Origin of the sequence: Lysinibacillus sp. CNPSo 3705 (assembly GCF_028674935.1) — a bacterium.
Lineage (GTDB): Bacteria > Bacillota > Bacilli > Bacillales_A > Planococcaceae > Lysinibacillus.
This window is the reverse complement of record NZ_JAQZSD010000059.1, coordinates 1-18,369: the sequence shown is the minus strand read 5'-3', so window position 1 is coordinate 18,369 and position 18,369 is coordinate 1. Positions and strand designations below refer to the sequence as shown.

The window sequence follows — 18,369 nt, the reverse complement described above, 5'->3', positions numbered from 1 at the left end:
AATTAAGACCCTCACTTTCCTTTGCACACTACATATTTACACAAGCAAACTCGCTTGATCCCATGTTTTTTCTCGAATACGTGCGCCCATCTTCCCTGATATAGTAAAATCTAATCCCCACTTCTGAGCCCAAACAAAGCCATTATCAGGACCGAGACTAATACAATACAATTTTATCGGAAATGCTTTGTGCGTTATAGAATGGGAATTACCATAGACCTCATTTTTTAATATTTTGCTTAACCTTGCTGCCTGAGGAATCGCTTCCTTACAAGTCATGCCGTCCACTTGATTTGTCTTTCTATCTATAATTCTTGCACAATCCCCGATTGCAAATATATTGGGATAGCCTTGTATACTATAAGTATCGGTCACTAATATTTGATGCTCTTTAGTCAAAGGGAATTGGAGTGTTTGAATGAATGGATTTACTTTTACACCTGGCGTCCAAATACACTCTCCTACTCTATAAGTAGTGCCATCAGCGCACTGGATTTGACCATCTTCAAACTGCTTCACTTTCGTTTTAACACGAATAGTAATCCCTAGTCTATTCAGTTCTTTTACTAGTTTTTCACTTACCTTTACTGGAACCCCTCGCAATAAATGCTCCTTTGAATCAAACAAGATGACCTCTACCTCATTAGAATGGAGCCCTGCTTCTTGCACTTCTTTTTTAAACCAAGCAGTTAGTTCTGCAGCTGTTTCAATACCTGTAATGCCTCCACCGACAATAGCAACGCACAATAAACCTTTCCTCACTTCTTTATTTTCTTCAGCTTTAGCTTGTAGAATGAGTGATTGTAATTTTTGTCTGATATCTAGAGCGGCCTTTATACTGCTTAATGTAATCCCACCTAGTTTACTAGAGACCTCCTGAACAACACTACCAAGTGCTACCACAAGATAGTCATATTGTAGGGTGTTGTTTTGTTCATTCTCCATTTTAAGCGTAATTGTTTTCTTGGTGTGATGAAATGTAGTAACTTCTCCCTTTAAATATTCCACACCATTTGTACAATACCTTGTTAAAGGAACTTTTAAATTGGCGTCCTCAATAATCATTTTAAACAATAATACTTTTCGAAAATGAAACGAGTTTTTATCTACTAGCGTTATTTTCACATCTTTTCCAATTGAATGACCAAACTCTTTTATTAATCCATTTACCAAATTGATTCCTGCGAATCCTCCACCCAATACGACAATATGTTTCATCTTTTATTCCTCCTTTACCTTAAAACGAAATAGCCACATCATTTGTGACATCTTTAGAGAGGTTCAATTTTATTCGTTGGGGTATTCACACAAGGTCATGCATAGAAAAGCACAGTATCACCGTATTAACGGGTACTTTAGTGAAATAAGGAGTACAAAAATAATCAAACTTTATTAAAAATCTAATACTAAACAAAAAAGGTTAAACTCAATTTTGAATATTATTTTTCAGAATGGAGTTTGTTTAAATTAGCTATTAAAAATATCTCAGTACTTCAACCTCAATTGGATACTGACATTAAAAAGGTCAGATAGGTTAAAAGTATAAAAACTATCTCAAATCGAAGCTCTTGATAGGTAATTAAAAATAAAGGGTAGCTTGAAATAAACGTGACCCTTGTACAAAAAGTAGAAGAAAGGCTAGACATTTTCAATTTGCGATTAGTTAGAAATTAATCATTAAGTTTGTGTAACTATTTCTACAGCTTCTACTTCTATTGGAGTTCCGGCTGAGATTGTGCCATTAAACCATTAAAAGTTAACTATGTTGCAGAAATTGTATATGAGCCACCTTCTTGTAATACACCGTTGATATAGAAATAGAAGGCTTAGGAGTTATTCCTAAGCCTTTTTGATGTTTTCTAATGAAAGAAAAGTTATGAAAATAGCATTGGTTTTATGTATTTAATAAAATCCCTTTGTTGGCGTTCGCCACACCGAGTGCTGGTAGCCTGTTTATCTAAACAGGCTACAGACGGCCCTAAAAATGCCATAGCAGAATATTTTATTTCTTTTTAAAATATGGGAAATGTTTCGGAGTAACCAAGGACTGTAAGGTACGTACTTTGTTGTTGGTTTAGGTCACTTAGTAACCGAGAAAACCATTCGTTATAGGTGAAGTTGTTGGTAAGGGAAAATATGGATTTCCCAAAGTGTTGCGAAAGGAGAAAGTATGGTGGAGTATAGCAGCAAAAAAGTATTTGTGCCTGATAATAAAGCGAAGTGGACACTATTTATGTTGGGGAATGAATACGTTAGACGAATTAACAATATTGAGCCTTTGGATTGCGAGTACTATAAACTGTGGTAGGGTGATGCCCAGGATAAAAAAACATGAGGATTATTTTGGAATTTGAGTACATCCCAATAGCAATCGGCTGATAAAACAAATAAATATTTTTAAGGATAAGTAGGCCACTAGCCACAAGGAGGGCAGGCTTACTTTTTTTGCGCCATTACGCTCTCAGCGCAATAAGTAACTTTTATCAATTATATGAAAAGTGATAACCCAACTTGATGGAACAACAAATATAGAAGTAAATATAATTGATTAAATTTCTGCTGAACACCAAATACTGCGCAACTAAGGAATTAAATGATTTAGGTAATAACTTGATTATAAATAATAATATGGTAAAATTGGAAATGTAAGGAAATAAATTATAGAAGGGGATAATTGATTATGTTTACAGCGAAACAAAAACTAGTTACCTTAGCAACTACTTTAGCATTAGGATGTGGATTTTCTTTTTTCGGGCAAACACCTACATCTGCTGCATCAAATGAACTTTCGACAGATTCTATTTCTAGTTCATCTTTTGAGAAACAACAACAAACCCATTTTACAGGTTATGTTGTTTCTGTTGGTGATCATTATATGACAGTTGTAGATACGCCGACGATGGGAGAAGCGCTATTTTATCAAGAAAATTGGTGGGACTTAGTCAACCAAAATAAAATATTACTTGTTCCTGTTTTTGATGATATTTCTTATACCAATGGAGATAAACTAGATGTTTATTTTAAAGCAATGACTATGTCTCTCCCACCTATTGCGATGTCACCTATCATTGAAAAAGTAACAGAATAGTCTATGTTTAAAAGAGGAGGGTGAAACTGGCGAAAACCATAAAAGCGTGAGGAATCAATGCTTCTAGAATGATTTCTCACGTTTTTCATCAGATGTGTAGAAGTCAAATTTGCTCCAATTGTTCAAATAAATATGGTTTGCAAATCGTATCTCTTTTTTTACTTGGATTAGGCTGGAACTTTGGCTTAATTAGTGGTACTGCTCAAATAGTCGATTCGACCGAGCCGTCCACTAGCGCAAAAACACAAGGGAAATTGATGTTTTAGTTGCACTAGCGGAGGCTTCTGATGGTGCATTAGACACAATAAAAAGATTGAAAGGCTTAGGAGATAGTCCTAAGCCTTTTATTCACAGTCTTATCGAAAGAGCCTCTGACTTCTTATGCATTCGCTCCTGTCAAGAGAATATGAATGTAAATATCTTCACAGAAGGAAAGAGTCACCTTAATTTCACACTATAATACCTCATTGCTTTTGGAATTCCTTTTATTTCAAAAACTCCTTTATAGATTAGGCTTCTCACCCTATATTCAATAAAAGCATCACCTAATTGATTGTTCTGTCCATATACTTCCCCGATTAACCTTGCTGATTTCATAAAATCTTTTTCACTTTGCTCAGCATGTAAATTTCGGGCAGTATTCACAATAAAATCATCAAAGTAATCTTCATTGACAGTGTTAATTTTGTTATTTTCCCAAATCCTCACCAAACCCTCTGATTCTGCTAATGCGATCCATTCTCTTTCATATTGTGTTCTATCCTTATCAGTTAATGGTGCTAATATTTTTTCTTGATATATTTTGTTTAATTGTTCCCCATTTACTTCGCCCGTATGGATATCTAAACACCCAAATTCAGGTGTGTTAAATAATTCCTGAAAAGCAAGTGTAGTATTAATCACGAAAATTTCATTCTTTTTTTCTTTTAGCAAGTATAAAAGATAGCGTAATCCAGTTTGTTCATTTGAATTTTCAGCAGTCCATAAAACAATGGGGACCTTTTCGTTTAAACAATCTATTTCTGCAAGTGATTTTGAAAATCTATCTTCGTACTCTTCTTCAAAATAGTCTTCGGAATAATTGAGATGGTCCTTTAACCATTCATGTCTGTGCTTACGACCAACCTCTTGATGAAGTTCCCAAATTGGACCAACAGCAAAGAAATCAGGAAATCCGATTATTTTATTCTCACGGCCTAATCCTACTCGTAAAGAACTAGCAGGAGATTCTCCACACACAATATGAACGGTTGAATAATCTCTCTCAACAAGATTTCTATTTTGTACAGCTTCGAAAAATAAATTGTCTATAGAATTTAATTGTTCTAAAATTTCCTCTGGTAAATTCTTTGATTCCTGCATCATTTTTATTCGAAACATCATGCTTAACAATAGGTTCTTTGCGTCGCTAACGCTCAAATCTTTTATTGATTTATGTATCTCTTCTATCACTAAAATTCACCTCGTTATTTATTTCGTTTAAATTCTTTGTTATCTATAAATTTCTCGCATGGATATTCGAACTACTTCTTCAACCTTACATAACAAGCTTTAAATACGGTAGGTTGAGGTTTACCATTAGTTATTAAGGCTATCTAATAAAGAACACGACGAGAATCCCGAACCCCACTATTGGCCTTTTACCGATGTACCAGATTGTGTATTTTTCGGCCCCTAAGTTTTTCTTAAAGTCCTTATATGTATTGAATCTTTTAATATCACCAATTTATGTCCAAGCCGAGGGACAGTAGAATTTCAGTATAAGGGTGGGGTTGAAGTCCTTGTAGTACAATCCATTTTACATGATTCTGGAATAAAAAAACAATGTTCCAAAACTAACTGCAGAGTTTCTCACTTTGAGAACTCACGTTTAAATCAAAGGTACATTGATGAGTATAATTTATATTACATTTTTTAAAACACATATGTGGAGCATGTAGACTATTGAAATTAATTTAAAATAGTTAAAGACCCACAAACTAACGGAGCAGCAGTTTAGCTAAAGAATGACAAGGAGGACATTTGTGTAACTAAAGAGAATTAGTTTAACTCAAAGGGGTTGGGTAATAATGGACGGATACACGATGGAATTAAGAAAACTAATCGGAAAAAGACCATTAATTTTAGTTGGTTCTACTATTATTGTTATAAATGATAAAAAAGAAATTTTGTTTCAATACCGTTCGGATACAAAAGAATGGGGTTTGCCTGGGGGAGCAATGGAAATTGGTGAGAATTTAGAACAAACTGCTGAACGTGAACTTTTTGAGGAAACAGGGTTAAAAGCAAAAAGTTTTAAGTTTATTGATACTTTGTCAGGAAGTAATCTTTATTATAAGTATCCTAACGGTGATGAAGTCTATAACGTAATTTGTGTTTACTTAGCGGAAGATACAAGTGGCGAATTAGCTATGAATGATGGTGAAAGTTTGGATTTGAAATATTTTCCCATTAATGAATTACCTTGTAAACTTGATGAAAGAGCAAAGATTATTATTGAAAAACATTTTATTTAGGTTTGTTTTTGTTTATTTAGCAAGGAATCGCCATTTTTGTTGTATAAACGAAGTAGATTGTGAAGTATTGTACATAAAGTAACGACGGTGCATTTCTAATAAATTGTAACACTTTTTTTACTAAGCAAGTTTAGTTCAAGATAGATAATGATATTGTAGGTGGTGAATTTATGAATAAATTTATTATTACATCAGGTGCAGTAGTTCTGGATGAACATAAGAGGATTTTATTAAAAAAAGATCCTAATCGAGGTTGGGAGTTACCAGGTGGGATTGTAGAAGAAAATGAAAATATAAAGAATGCAGTAGTTAGAGAAGTTAAAGAAGAAACGGGAATAAACATTGATATTATTGAATTTTGTGGAGTTTCACAAGACATAAAAAGAAATATATGTAATATGTGGTGGTTAGGAACACCTTTAAACGAAAATTTAAAGGTAAGTAAAGAAAGTTTAGAGGTCGGTTTTTTTAGCATAGAAGATGCATTAAAATTGATAAGAAATGATGACTTTAAAGAGGAACTTTTAAGATGTTTAGATAAAGATAATCATCCATTTTTTATTACATTGTAAGTGTTCTTTTATTGGCTAACGGGTGCGAACAAAGGCTTCTGTTTTTATAAAAAGAACGGTTAACAATTAAGCTAACGGTTCAAGGGTTTTATAAAAGATGTACATGTTGTCACAAATATTCGCGAGGTGACAGCGGAAGAAATCTCCAAATGCACAAAGAACGGTGGGCAATTGAGTCATTTTTTCACTGGATTAACAGAACTTTAGGCTTAAATGTAACGCCATCAACTGCAACAGTTTGAATGCTTGTTTTATTTGAATTGGCAAAAGGCCGCAAAATTTCGGAAGGACCTTTAGCCCCGTAGCCCATGTCCTAAAAGGAAAATTGTAAAAATATATTCTATGCAGGATAAGTGAAACTAATAAAAATAATGAGAACTATTACATTACGTAAAGCATTACCTTAGTGGGAATAAAGGCTGGGCTTGTTGTAATATCCAATTTAGGCAAAGCTGAAGGGCGTGAGGCTGGGACATAACTAAATTGTTCCTTCATAAAGCCGAAAAATCTCTAAATTAACAAAACACGGTAAATGAAAAACCGAACTATTCCGAAACACTTCATGAGAGTTTCATTGAATAGTTCGGTATTTTTGTTGGCTGAAACACATTTGTCCAGCCTGATATTATAAATTATTGTCTAATACTTTAGGGTTATTTCACAATAGCTCTGCTGTATTACTCCATAACGACTATTTTAAAGGTCCTGTATTTTAACTAAAGTTATTACCGAAGTGGCCGTTTGTGCTAGAGGAACAGTGCCTACGGGTCCTAACATAGCAGTACCACCTGTACTAGCACTTACTACTTCATTAAATACTGTGTCTCCTGCATTCAAAGCGAATATCGTTGGGATCATTATAGTTCCGCCATTTCGTACACCACCGGATATGAGGGAAAATCCAGATTGTGCCGGCGATGAATTCACAACGATGGCGGTTGAGTTATCCACTTCTACCTGAAGTCTACTGATTACAAGGTAAATACCGGATACATTTACAGTTACACTGCCATCTCCGTTAATCGTAAAAGCACCTGGAGTATTCGTCGGGTTGCTGAATGTGACCGGAATAATAGTAAAATTGCTAAATGGGCCAACGTCAAATCCAAAAAATACTCCCTGTACGAGTGCAAACGCTGGTCCAATAGCGCCAGTAGAGCCAGTAGCCCCAGTAGGACCGGATGCACCTGTAGCGCCAGTAGCCCCAGTAGGACCGGATGCACCAGTAGAGCCAGTAGCCCCGGTAGAGCCAGTAGCCCCAGTAGAGCCAGTAGCCCCGGTAGCCCCGGTAGCCCCAGTAGGACCTGTAGAGCCAGTAGCCCCCGTAGCCCCAGTAGGACCTGTAGAGCCCGTAGAGCCCGTAGAGCCAGTAGCCCCAGTAGCGCCTGGAGGTCCACCAGAAGGTCCTGTAGCCCCAGTAGCACCGGTAGGGCCTACTAAAGAAGGAGCAGCCAAGATGTTTTCCAGTTTAGATTGAAGGAGTAGCTCCTTCTTAATTAATTCTTGCATAGTACTTTGAACACTTGAATTTACCTGTAGCAACTCACTGATGGTCGCTGGAACCGAAAGTCCTGGCAGCGTACCGACAGCGTATTGGATTTTCTCCGCTTCGGCATTAATAATATGTCCTAGCCCTAACTCTTCAATCGCTATAGAAGATAACAAGAGGTTTAAGGCGTCATCTCTAGTAATTGTGATGCTAGGGGTTATATTAGGAAGGTTTGCTTGCGACACTGTCTTCATCCTTTCTTAATTTGTCGATCTAATAGAGAGGTATACCTCCTATTAGTCGTATAATGTAGGATATGATTTTTAATTATTAACGGTATGAGCTTTTAACCTGTGTACAAACTATTTTTACAAATACATACCACTAGAATTGGATACAAAGAGCCCAGAATCACCAACGTCTCCCGGACTTAGACTCGCGCTTCCTATATTCCATACTGCCTCTGTTTTTTACCCGAACTGAACCTTAAGTATGAAGTTAGATACTTACGCTTTGTTTATAAAATGAAAGTGAAGCAGGTGAAGTAGTCATTTCATTTAAAGCTACAATTGAAGGTTAAATTGGTGAGGGATTACGGGATTATTTTATAACGAACAAGAAACAAATAAAGTGAAACTATTAAAAAATAGGACCAGAACTCACTTCAATAAGGAGTACTGGTCCGTCTGTGAGAGACGTTTTATTTAGCATCTTACAATATATCCCTGGATCTCTTGGTACGGTAGAAAATAGGAAATTAATCATTCATCATTCATCATTTGTATAAAGGGAAAATCCTAGTTCTGTGCCATTCTACAATCTTTAGTGTTGGCTTCAAGCATACGAGCTAGATGCTGTTTCAACTTTCGCGCTCATCGTTTGCTAAAATAATCAATTCACACGTCATCTTGTTGCTAAGTACCCATTATATGTGTACACCTGAATGGACAAATAAAATGACGGTTAGAATGCCAGTATTGGTAATGATAATCGAAGTTATAGCTAAGTTTCTTCGTTTCATGTTGTGAAACCAAGAAAAAATGGGCAGTAACAAAAAATGGTCTAATTTATTTTTACCTAGGCCATTTAGCAGGTGCTTAAAAGTTAATTGATATGTATGCTTATTTTTTCTTAATAAACAGTTTTCAATTGCTTTAGCCAAATATTGGGGATTTTCCCGGACCATGGAGTGTCCTGCATTTTTTTGTGATTTCGATATGAATACAGTGTGCAATGCTTACTTGCGTATCTGGATCCGGTGTGAATTTTCACCAAAGATACATTTTCTAGGGCAATTACATGATGGTTATTCAACATTTGCTGCTGATTTAGAAATGAGAGGTTCTAGGTGACTATAAAGCTAAAGAAGCTCTCCACATTTAATTTCTACTTGCTTGAGCGAATTGTATTGTTCGCTATACCGATTACCTGAAAGATATTCAGTAATTTAGGCAAAAGGGTCTTTATCAATAACTTTTAAAAAAATAAGTGCTAAAAAATACATTTGATACTATTGCTTATTCTTTAGGACACCAACTAAAAAACTTTATATCACAATCCTAAATTTTAGAAATTAAGCAAAGGACAAAAAAGCTATTTATTTTAGATTTAGTTTAGAAAAGGGATTTATAATATTGTAGAGGTGTATGTAGATGAAGATAAAGGTATTAATAGTAGAAGATGACCCGTTTTTGGGTGAAATGATTGAAAAATACTTAATGAAAATAGGCTATCAAACAGAGTGGATCACTTCTGGGCAAGCAGCGTTAGAAAACATATATTCCAACGCCTATGATTTATGCTTAATAGATATTATGTTGCCAGAAATAAATGGGCAAGAACTTTTAAAAGAAATTCGACAATTACACTCAATGCCTATAATTATGATGACCGCATTATCAGATGAACAAAACCATTTGAATGCATTTGAAAATGAAGCGGATGACTATCTCACTAAGCCGTTTTCAATGAAGATATTGCTGGCTCACATAGAAAATGTCCTACGTCGAACGGGTATCCTTAAAAAGAGTATTGAATTAAATGGAATCATTATTTATCCAGAAACGCAAGAGATTTTATGGGACGAGAATAAGTATTTCCTAAATAAAAAGGAATTTGAATTACTTATGAGTTTTGTTCAAAATCCAAATCAAATCGTGCCAAAAGAAAGACTACTGGCAAAAATATGGGGCTATGATTTTGAGGGAAATGAGGGAATCATTCATGCCACAATGAATAAATTAAGAGAAAAGCTACCCAAACAATTTATAAAAACTATTAAAGGCGTAGGATATAGATTAGGTGAAAAAAATGAAGAATAGACATCTTACAATTTCAGGTAAGTTTTTTCTGTATAGTTTGGGGTTACTGTTAATACTATTAGTGATTTGCTTCTTCTTTTTTTACAGTCAATTAAAAAATACTGTAGAAATCACACAGCGTCAGCAAGTTTCTAAGCTCTTTGCTTCTCTTATTGATACCGTTCAATACGAAACAGATGAAATTAAAATTATTGAAATGACAAAGCAGTTTTCGGAAGAAAATCGGTCTTTTGATTTTGCTTATATTTCAAATGACGGAGATATTTTATTTAAAACCCCTAAATTTGATAGTGATAATATCCCTCATATAGTTAATGAAACGCCGATTATAAAAGATGATATAAATACTCGTTTTATAGAAAGGACAGGTGATAATTCTAAAACGGTTAGTAGAGAATCATTTATATTAACTCTTAAGATGGCTAACAAGGGAAATATCGTAATTTCAAATACTTTACGGCCACAAGAAGTTATCAAGACGATGCTTCCGACTATGAGCAAGATATTTATTGTGCTACTTGTGATTTGTCTTTTAGCTTCATTCTTTTTCTCAAAAATAATCACTTCTCCCATAAAAAAAATAGCAAGTGATACTAAAAAAATGGCTTTGTTAGAGGAAGTGGAACCTCCTACAAAAAGAGTTGATGAAATCGGAGAGTTGTCCGAAGATATTTACTCTATGCACTTAAGATTAAAACAGACAATAGAGGATTTACAAAAAGAAATAGCATTGGTGAAAAAGATGGAAGAAAATCAGCGGTATTTTTTTTCTGCTGTATCACATGAGCTAAAAACGCCAATTGCTTCATCAATGAGTTTGATTGAAGGAATTATAGATGGCGTTATAGAGAAAGAAGATTATTCAAAGCAATTAGATAATCTTTTATCTATTCAACAACATCAAGCAACTTTAGTTAATGAACTACTGATGATTGTAAATATGGATAATCCTGATTTTATCGTTCAAAAAGAATCTATACATCTGGCTTCCTTCTTTGATACTATTTTGGAAAAGTATCGGATTCTTATAGATGAACAGATGTTGAAAGTAGAATGTTCGATTGATAATGCTTTGTTTATTAAATCGGATAAAAAGTTGTTGTCAAAAATTTTCTCTAATTTATTGCTTAACGCCATTCAAAACACAAAAGCAGGTGAAAAAATCACAGTATTTTCAAAAATATGTGGTAAATCTATTGAACTGGAAATTATCAACACAGGTACAAAAATTCCACATAAAATACTAAAAGATATTGCAAACCCATTTTTCAGTACAGACAATGTGCGTACTTCTAGTATTGGGAAAAGTGGATTGGGTCTTACAATTGTCCAAAAAGCTTTAACTATACAAGGATTTGATTTCCGGATAGAAAATATTGATAAGGGCGTATGTGTCACTATTATATTTTAAGTACTCATATTAATTATCCAATTCAAGCAGAAACAACTCAATTTTGAGTTGTTTTTTTTTGTACTTTAGAAATAAGTTAGATTCGTTTCTTATAATCATATTTGTACTAAGGAGTACCAAAATAAACAAGGAGGATTTTCAATGTATATTATTAGTAATGCACTAAAAAATATTAAAAGGAATAGGGGACGAAATATATTACTAGGAATCATAATACTAGCCTTAATTATTGCGTCTGTTACTGCACTAATGATAAATCAGGTGTCAAGCTCAGTTATTAATGACTACAAAGGTCGTTTTGGTTCGGAAGTAACCATATCCGCAAATATAGATAAAGTGCGTGAAGAAGCTATGAGCAATAGTACAGACGGGAAGATACGGGTAGCAATTCCGACTATTCCAGCTGAACAATATATTGCTTTTGGCGATTCAGAATATTTGAAAGAAAGTTACTATACCGCTTCTGTAGGGTTAAGAGTACCTGAGCTTGAAAGTGTTGACGAAAGTTTAGGTGGTGGCACTGGCAACAAAATGATGATGGGTGGTCCTGGTATGATTTCTGAAATGCCAGAATATTACACGAAATTGACTACACCAAATATTACGGAATTTGACAATGGGTATAGAAAGTTAACTGATGGAGAAATGCCGAATGGAGAAAATGAGGCAATTATTTCCCGTGACTTTGCAGAATTAAATACATTAAGTATCGGAGATATCATAAAGGCGGAATCTGAGTTGAATCCAGAAGATAGGGAATCGGACGCAGGAGATTATCCAATTTCATATGAATTAAAAATAGTAGGTATTTATGATGATATAACAGAAGAGTATGGAAGCGGTCAGCAACAAAATGCATTTACGAACCGTAGAAATGAAATACTTTCGAACTTTGACACAATTATCGCTAAAATACAAGAAAATTATAGAGGAATTCAAGTTGGTGCAACTTATTATTTGAATAGTCCTGAAGACATTGATGGATTCACCGAAGAATTAGGAGAAAAAGGACTATCTGATTTATTCGACGTTAAAACTGACATGGATAGTTACAATCAAATAGTTGGTCCAGTTGAGGGCTTAAGTAGTGTATCTTCAACATTTCTTATTATCGTGTTGATATTTGGTGGAATTTCTATTGCTGTTATTTCGTCTATTGCTATTCGCGAACGTAAATATGAAATCGGCGTATTAAGAGCAATGGGTATGAAAAAATCAACCGTATCATTCAGCTTATGGTTAGAAGTTTTTCTAATTACTGCGGTTTGCGTCGTCATTGGTATTTTTGGTGGCACTATGATAGCGCAGCCAATTGCAGATATATTGCTACAACAACAAATAGACGCAGTTCAAGCAGCCACTCAAAATACACAAATGCAAGGCATGATGATGGCAGGTGGAACGAATAATGCAGTTGTTGAAGAACCCCTATCACATTTAGATGTCGTACTTAATATGGTTACATTGCTTAAGATAAGTATGATTGCACTATTGTTAACAACCGTATCGGCAGTAAGTTCTATGTTGAAAATTGTGAAGTATGAGCCAATTAAAATTTTGATGGAAAGGAATTAACAAAATATGAGTTGTTTAGAATTAAAAGATATTTCATATGCCTATATTAAAGGCAAGCGTGTCCTTAAAGCGATTAACTATAAATTTAATCAAGGTAAAGTATATACCATTGTAGGTAAATCAGGTGCAGGAAAATCAACTTTACTGTCGCTTGTAGCTGGCTTAGATAAGTGTCAAGACGGTGCAGTTTTAATTAATGGTAAGTCACTTAATGAGATTGATCGTGACAACTATCGTGCTCAAGACGTCGGGATTATCTTCCAACAATATAACTTGCTAACAAATGCAACTGCACTAGAAAATATAGTGCTTTCAATGTATATCAGTAAAACCAAAATTAAAAATAAGAACAAACACGCTTTGGAGTTACTAAATAAAGTTGGGATTAATGAGGAAAAAGCCACAAGAGCAGTAATGAAATTGTCTGGTGGTGAACAACAACGAGTAGCCATTGCCAGAGCATTAGCTCATAACCCCCATATTATAATTGCTGATGAACCGACTGGAAATTTAGATAAAAATACAGAAAAAGATATTTTAGAAATATTTGCAGAATTAGCCCATTCTGAAAACAAATGTGTAATAATTGTTACCCATTCTCAGAAAGTGACAAAAATTGCGGACAACATTTGTTTGATAAAAAATGGCAGTTTAATCGACTTGGGAGACGAGGACAATGATTAGTAAAAAAATTACAGACATAAATTTCATGCTAAAGATTACATTATTTTTTATCGCAATGCTGTTTTTTCTATGTAGTATTTGGGGTTTTTTTGAAAATAGCAAATATTTAAATACACTTGTTGAACAAGGGCAACTTGAAGCTATTAGTTTTAATTATGAAATTGTCCAATTTTATGTAAGCAGTAGTGGACAATACTTTGTTTATTCAATACTTATATTTGTTTCTGCGATTTTAATAGGAAGAAAGAATAACAAAATAGACAATCAAGCTATTCGGAAGTCAAATACAAATATTCACCTTTCTCAACAGGAAAGCAATGAAAAAGATGAAGAAATTGATGAATGGTTAACTAAAATGATGAAAAAAAGAAAAGATAATTAAAGGATTCACTTGAAAGAGAAGCATAGTGACACTTGGAGTGTACCTTATGCTTCTTTTTTTTATGGTATTTAACTAAAATCCAATAATTCCTCTTTTGCTTCCTTATACTCAGGATATATTTCTAATGCCTTTAAAAGTAATTCTTTATACATGAATGGATTCCCTTTCCTTTTAAAACATAGTGCTTGATAAAATAAAGCTTGATAGGATCCTGTACCAGACATCGTTAAATAGGCAAGGTTTTGCTCTCCTAATGCAAGACAATGCTCTAAGGTTAAAATACACTCATTAAACATACCTTCATGATAAAGAGAGACTGCCTTATAAAAGTGTAAATCAACATAATCAGGGTATAGTAGAATCGCTTTATCAATTCCTTTTAATGCTTCATTAAAGGATCCGGAAGTTACTAGTATTGAATATTTAAGATTATATAGCAGGGAAGAGGGCTTAAAACCAGCTAACAAAAACCTTTTAATAGATTCATTACAATATAAAAAAGCTGTTTCGTATTTTTTTTGCCGATAGTACTCACTTGCAAGATGATATTCCATCCACGGACTATGTTTGTCGTTTTTAATTTCAGTATGAAGCAAATTCATATTTCGTTCATTTTTCTTTTTCTTCTCTGTTACCTGTGTAAGGTATCCTAAATGATGAATCTTTATAGGTAAATGCTGAATGTTATGAATATCCATATCAGCATCATTTAAGTTTATTGTTTCATGAATACTATTTTCAAATTTTAAACCTAGACGATTTTTAAATAGCCTGGACTGCGCCATTGTATAAATTCGATTTTCATCTATTTTATCACCATAATAATTCACAAGTTCTAGTGATAATATATCCACATTGGATTGCTTAATATATTTATGGAAAAGGGTTCTATCGATACTTTCAAGGGTTTCATCTGCATCGAGAATTAATATCCATTCACCTTTCGCATTTTCGAGGCTTATATTCCTTGCTTCTGCAAAATTATTATTCCATTTATGTGAGATTACTTTTGCTCCGAAACTTTTACCAATCTCAATGGAAGAATCTGTAGAGCCTGTATCAACAATAATTATTTCATCTACAATTTCTTGAACACTCTTGAGGCAACTAGGTAAGAATTCTTCCTCATTTTTAACAATCATACACATAGAAACAAAACAATTATTCAATTAATCTCCTCCCTCAATAGTATACCTTTAAAACTTTATGAATATGAATAAAAGAAAAAGGAGTGTTTTTTTGAGTATCACTTTATCAATGGTGGTGAAAAATGAGGGCAATCGATATTTAAAAAGGGCGTTGATGCAACATAAGCCATTTATTAACGCTGCTGTCATTATAGATGATGCTAGTACAGATGATACTATTCTAATTTGCAAAGAAGTACTCACTGGGATTCCGTTGAAAATTGTGGAAAATAAAGAATCACGCTTTTTTAATGAAATAACGCTTAGAAAGCAACAGTGGGAGGAGACAATACAAACAAACCCCGATTGGATATTAAATCTAGATAGTGATGAAATGATGGAATCATCTTTTCTTACACAGTATGAAATCATTACAAATCAACAAATGTATGATGCCGTCTATTTTCGTTTATATGATATGTGGAATGACTCACATTATCGGGAGGATAAATATTGGTATGCACATAGAACTTTTAGACCTTTTCTAGTTCGCTTCAAACCTACAGATCAATATGTCTGGAAAGAGACGGCGCAGCACTGCGGTCGGTTTCCATTAAATATTTTTGAATATAAACACTTTTATAGTACCGTGAAAATTCAGCATTACGGATGGTCAACAGAGAAAGATAGAAAGGCAAAGTATGAAAGATATATGGAGTTGGATAATGGAGGGGTTTATGGGTGCCTCGAACAATATCATTCAATATTAGATAAGGATCCAAATTTAATTAAATGGGGTTGAAAAAGTAATGGCAACAATTAGTCTGTGTATGATAGTGAAAAATGAAGAAGAGGTTTTAGGTCGATGTCTACAATCAGTAAAACATATTGTAGATGAGATTATTATTGTAGATACAGGATCTACTGATGATACTAAGGAAATAGCAAAAAAATTCGAGGCGAAAATATATGACTTTGAATGGTGTAATGATTTTTCAAAAGCTCGGAACTATTGCTTTAGTTTAGCGAACAAGGATTATATTCTGTGGATAGATGCAGATGATGTAATGGAAGAGAAGGAACAGTTGAAATTAATTAAACTAAAAGAAAGTCTATCCGAAGAGATAGACGCAGTAAGTATGCCATATATATTATCTGTTAGCGAATTTGGTGATGTAGGCTATCAGATACGTAGACACAGATTAGCTAAACGAGAACGACAATTTAGATGGGAAGGTAAGGTTCACGAAGTCTTATTAGTTTCCGGAAATATCTTACACAGTGATATAGCCCTCGAACATAAAAAAGAAAAGAAGCACACAGCTCGAAATTTATTAATCTATATGGATTGCTATGAGAAGGGAGAATACTTTTCACCCAGAGATGTCTATTATTTTGGAAATGAGTTACTGGATCATAAAAAATATGAAAAAGCTATTGAGCAATACAAAACATTTTTAGATGCCAATCAAGGATGGGTGGAAGATAATATTAATGCATGTTTTAATTTATCACACTGTTATAGCCAGCTTAACGAGAAAAATTTACAGCTACAAGCGTTATTACGTATTCTGGAATATACCAAACCTACTCCGAAATTTTGTTGTTTGCTAGGGGATATTTTAAAAGAAAAAGGGAATATTAATGCCTCTTTGTATTGGTATTTAACAGCAATAAAAATTGGTAAACCTGATGCGGAATATGCTGTTTTAGAATCACAATATTGGACGTGGTATCCTCATCTACAACTATGTGCATTGTATTATCATCAGGGGGACGTGAAAAACTCAAAATTTCATCATGATCATGCAAAATACTATGTGCCAGAACATCCAAGTGTTATTTTTAATGAACAATTTTTTATTCAACAACTTGAAAAAAATGAATTATCTGTAGAACATGACATGAAGAACCAAATCTTTAATTTAGTAGAAGCAGGGACCGTTGAAAGACATAAAAAGGGGAAAGTCAACATACTAATTGGGAGCCCAATTAAACAAGATAGTGATATTTTGATGCACTTTCTCCATTCACTTGATAATTTAGAAAAAAGTGATGAAGTACAAGTAAATTACTTATTCTTTGACGATAATGATGATCTGACATCAAAGGAACTACTAGAAAACTTCTCTACTAATCGAGAGGTTTCCATTATTGAAACAAAAAATAAATATGAATATATAAAAAATGATGTTACCCATTACTGGACCACTAATAATGTACATCATGTGGCATGTATGAAAAATCATATCCTTGATTATGCGAAAGAAAAAGACTTTGACTATGTATTCTTAATAGATTCTGATTTAGTGTTACATCCCAAAACTTTAGTTCATTTGCTTAAAGCAAACAAGGATATTATATCAAATATATTTTGGACCAAGTGGACACCCGATGCTATTGAAATGCCTCAAGTTTGGATGCAGGACGAATATCAGTTATTCAATAAGGAAGATCATCATCCTCTTTCTGAAAGTGAGATTAAACTTAAATCCATCGAATTTATTATGAAAATGAAAGTTCCAGGGATATATAAGGTCGGAGGACTAGGTGCGTGTACACTTATAAGTAAGAATGTAATAAATGCTGGCGTAAACTTCAACAATATTTATAATGTTTCTTATGTTGGTGAAGACCGTCATTTTTGTATAAGAGCAGCAGTACTCGGTTTTTCTATGTATGTAGAAACGACCTACCCTGCTTTTCATATATACAGAAAAGAAGACCTAGAAGAAATAGAGCAATGGAAATCTAAAAATTCATTCAAACAAAAAGGGGAATGAAAATGAGTTGTTTAAACGATGCCCTTTCAAAAAAAGTAGATTTTTCATTTTGTATCGAAAAGGAAATTTCAAGACATTATCTTTATAATGTAGCTGGAAAATTAATTAAAACGGCCATTGACGATGGATCAAAACATGATGTGGTTATAGAAAATTTAACTTTTTTATTTACTAAAATTCATGGTCAACAAATATCTGATATGCAAAAATATAATATATACAAAAAAATAATGGTTGAGTTCAATGAAGTGATAGAAACTTCTTTTACAGAAAAGTTAATTAAAAAGCTGGTTATTGGAAATAAATTGTTATATCTTCTGAACAAAAAATTAGAGCAATATCAACTGAATAAGAAAGTGGAATGTACCCATCTCAATTTTATCTTATTAGGAATAAAACATAATTACAGTACGTTTTTGAT

Annotated in this window: 15 protein-coding genes and 1 pseudogene; 12 read left to right on the top strand and 4 right to left on the bottom strand. The window is 33.7% G+C overall.

Annotated elements, in window-relative coordinates; all coding sequences use genetic code 11:
• Nucleotides 1-36: 36 nt before the first annotated feature.
• A complete protein-coding gene (locus tag PVA17_RS19730) occupies nt 37-1,218 on the bottom strand; it encodes an NAD(P)/FAD-dependent oxidoreductase (protein WP_274068692.1) in 1,182 nt (393 codons plus the stop codon).
• A 1,462-nt stretch (nt 1,219-2,680) separates the two neighbouring features.
• Between PVA17_RS19730 and PVA17_RS19725 the strand changes: the two genes are divergently transcribed.
• Nucleotides 2,681-3,088, top strand: coding sequence for a DUF3221 domain-containing protein (locus tag PVA17_RS19725; RefSeq protein WP_132359583.1), 408 nt, complete (start codon nt 2,681-2,683; stop codon nt 3,086-3,088).
• A gap of 137 nt (nt 3,089-3,225) precedes the next feature.
• Nucleotides 3,226-3,386, top strand: a pseudogene (locus PVA17_RS19720) (MFS transporter); the annotation flags it as partial.
• A gap of 140 nt (nt 3,387-3,526) precedes the next feature.
• On the opposite strand, the gene PVA17_RS19715 reads toward PVA17_RS19720, so the two are convergent.
• Nucleotides 3,527-4,540 (bottom strand): DUF1835 domain-containing protein, encoded by a 1,014-nt coding sequence (locus tag PVA17_RS19715; protein WP_274068691.1) that lies wholly within the window; start codon nt 4,538-4,540, stop codon nt 3,527-3,529.
• A 617-nt stretch (nt 4,541-5,157) separates the two neighbouring features.
• Between PVA17_RS19715 and PVA17_RS19710 the strand changes: the two genes are divergently transcribed.
• Nucleotides 5,158-5,604, top strand: a complete 447-nt coding sequence (locus PVA17_RS19710; protein WP_274068690.1) for an NUDIX hydrolase — start codon at nt 5,158-5,160, stop codon at nt 5,602-5,604.
• Between the two features lie 170 nt (nt 5,605-5,774).
• A complete protein-coding gene (locus PVA17_RS19705) occupies nt 5,775-6,176 on the top strand; it encodes an NUDIX hydrolase (RefSeq protein WP_274068689.1) in 402 nt (133 codons plus the stop codon).
• 696 nt (nt 6,177-6,872) lie between these two features.
• Here PVA17_RS19705 and PVA17_RS19700 read toward each other — a convergent pair.
• Entirely contained in the window at nt 6,873-7,910 is a 1,038-nt protein-coding gene (locus tag PVA17_RS19700) for an alpha-helical endospore appendage domain-containing protein (protein ID WP_274068688.1), read from the bottom strand.
• A 1,407-nt stretch (nt 7,911-9,317) separates the two neighbouring features.
• Between PVA17_RS19700 and PVA17_RS19695 the strand changes: the two genes are divergently transcribed.
• The 5 genes from PVA17_RS19695 to PVA17_RS19675 all read left to right on the top strand — a co-directional run bounded on the left by PVA17_RS19695 (nt 9,318) and on the right by PVA17_RS19675 (nt 14,038).
• Entirely contained in the window at nt 9,318-9,986 is a 669-nt protein-coding gene (locus PVA17_RS19695; RefSeq protein ID WP_132359572.1) for a response regulator transcription factor, read from the top strand.
• Nucleotides 9,976-11,397 (top strand): sensor histidine kinase, encoded by a 1,422-nt coding sequence (locus tag PVA17_RS19690; protein WP_274068697.1) that lies wholly within the window; start codon nt 9,976-9,978, stop codon nt 11,395-11,397. The genes PVA17_RS19695 and PVA17_RS19690 overlap by 11 nt, the downstream gene beginning before the upstream one ends.
• A 141-nt stretch (nt 11,398-11,538) precedes the next feature.
• The gene (locus PVA17_RS19685; RefSeq protein ID WP_274068687.1) at nt 11,539-12,972 is read left to right on the top strand and encodes an ABC transporter permease; all 1,434 of its coding nucleotides are present in this window, start codon (nt 11,539-11,541) and stop codon (nt 12,970-12,972) included.
• A 6-nt stretch (nt 12,973-12,978) separates the two neighbouring features.
• On the top strand, nt 12,979-13,656 hold the full coding sequence (locus tag PVA17_RS19680; RefSeq protein WP_274068686.1) for an ABC transporter ATP-binding protein: 678 nt from the start codon (nt 12,979-12,981) through the stop codon (nt 13,654-13,656).
• Nucleotides 13,649-14,038, top strand: coding sequence for a hypothetical protein (locus tag PVA17_RS19675; RefSeq protein WP_274068685.1), 390 nt, complete (start codon nt 13,649-13,651; stop codon nt 14,036-14,038). Before PVA17_RS19680 ends, PVA17_RS19675 begins: the two co-directional genes overlap by 8 nt.
• Before the next feature lie 68 nt (nt 14,039-14,106).
• Here PVA17_RS19675 and PVA17_RS19670 read toward each other — a convergent pair whose 3' ends face one another.
• Nucleotides 14,107-15,207, bottom strand: coding sequence for a TPR domain-containing glycosyltransferase (locus tag PVA17_RS19670; RefSeq protein ID WP_274068684.1), 1,101 nt, complete (start codon nt 15,205-15,207; stop codon nt 14,107-14,109).
• A gap of 70 nt (nt 15,208-15,277) precedes the next feature.
• On the opposite strand from PVA17_RS19670, the gene PVA17_RS19665 reads away from it, so the two are divergent.
• The 3 genes from PVA17_RS19665 to PVA17_RS19655 form a co-directional block, all read left to right on the top strand.
• Nucleotides 15,278-15,967 (top strand): glycosyltransferase family protein, encoded by a 690-nt coding sequence (locus PVA17_RS19665; RefSeq protein WP_274068683.1) that lies wholly within the window; start codon nt 15,278-15,280, stop codon nt 15,965-15,967.
• A gap of 7 nt (nt 15,968-15,974) precedes the next feature.
• Nucleotides 15,975-17,948: a tetratricopeptide repeat-containing glycosyltransferase family 2 protein gene (locus PVA17_RS19660; RefSeq protein ID WP_337993624.1), complete on the top strand. Its 1,974-nt coding sequence runs from the start codon at nt 15,975-15,977 to the stop codon at nt 17,946-17,948.
• 2 nt (nt 17,949-17,950) lie between these two features.
• On the top strand, nt 17,951-18,369 hold a 419-nt coding region (locus PVA17_RS19655), incomplete at its 3' end, for a hypothetical protein (RefSeq protein WP_274068682.1).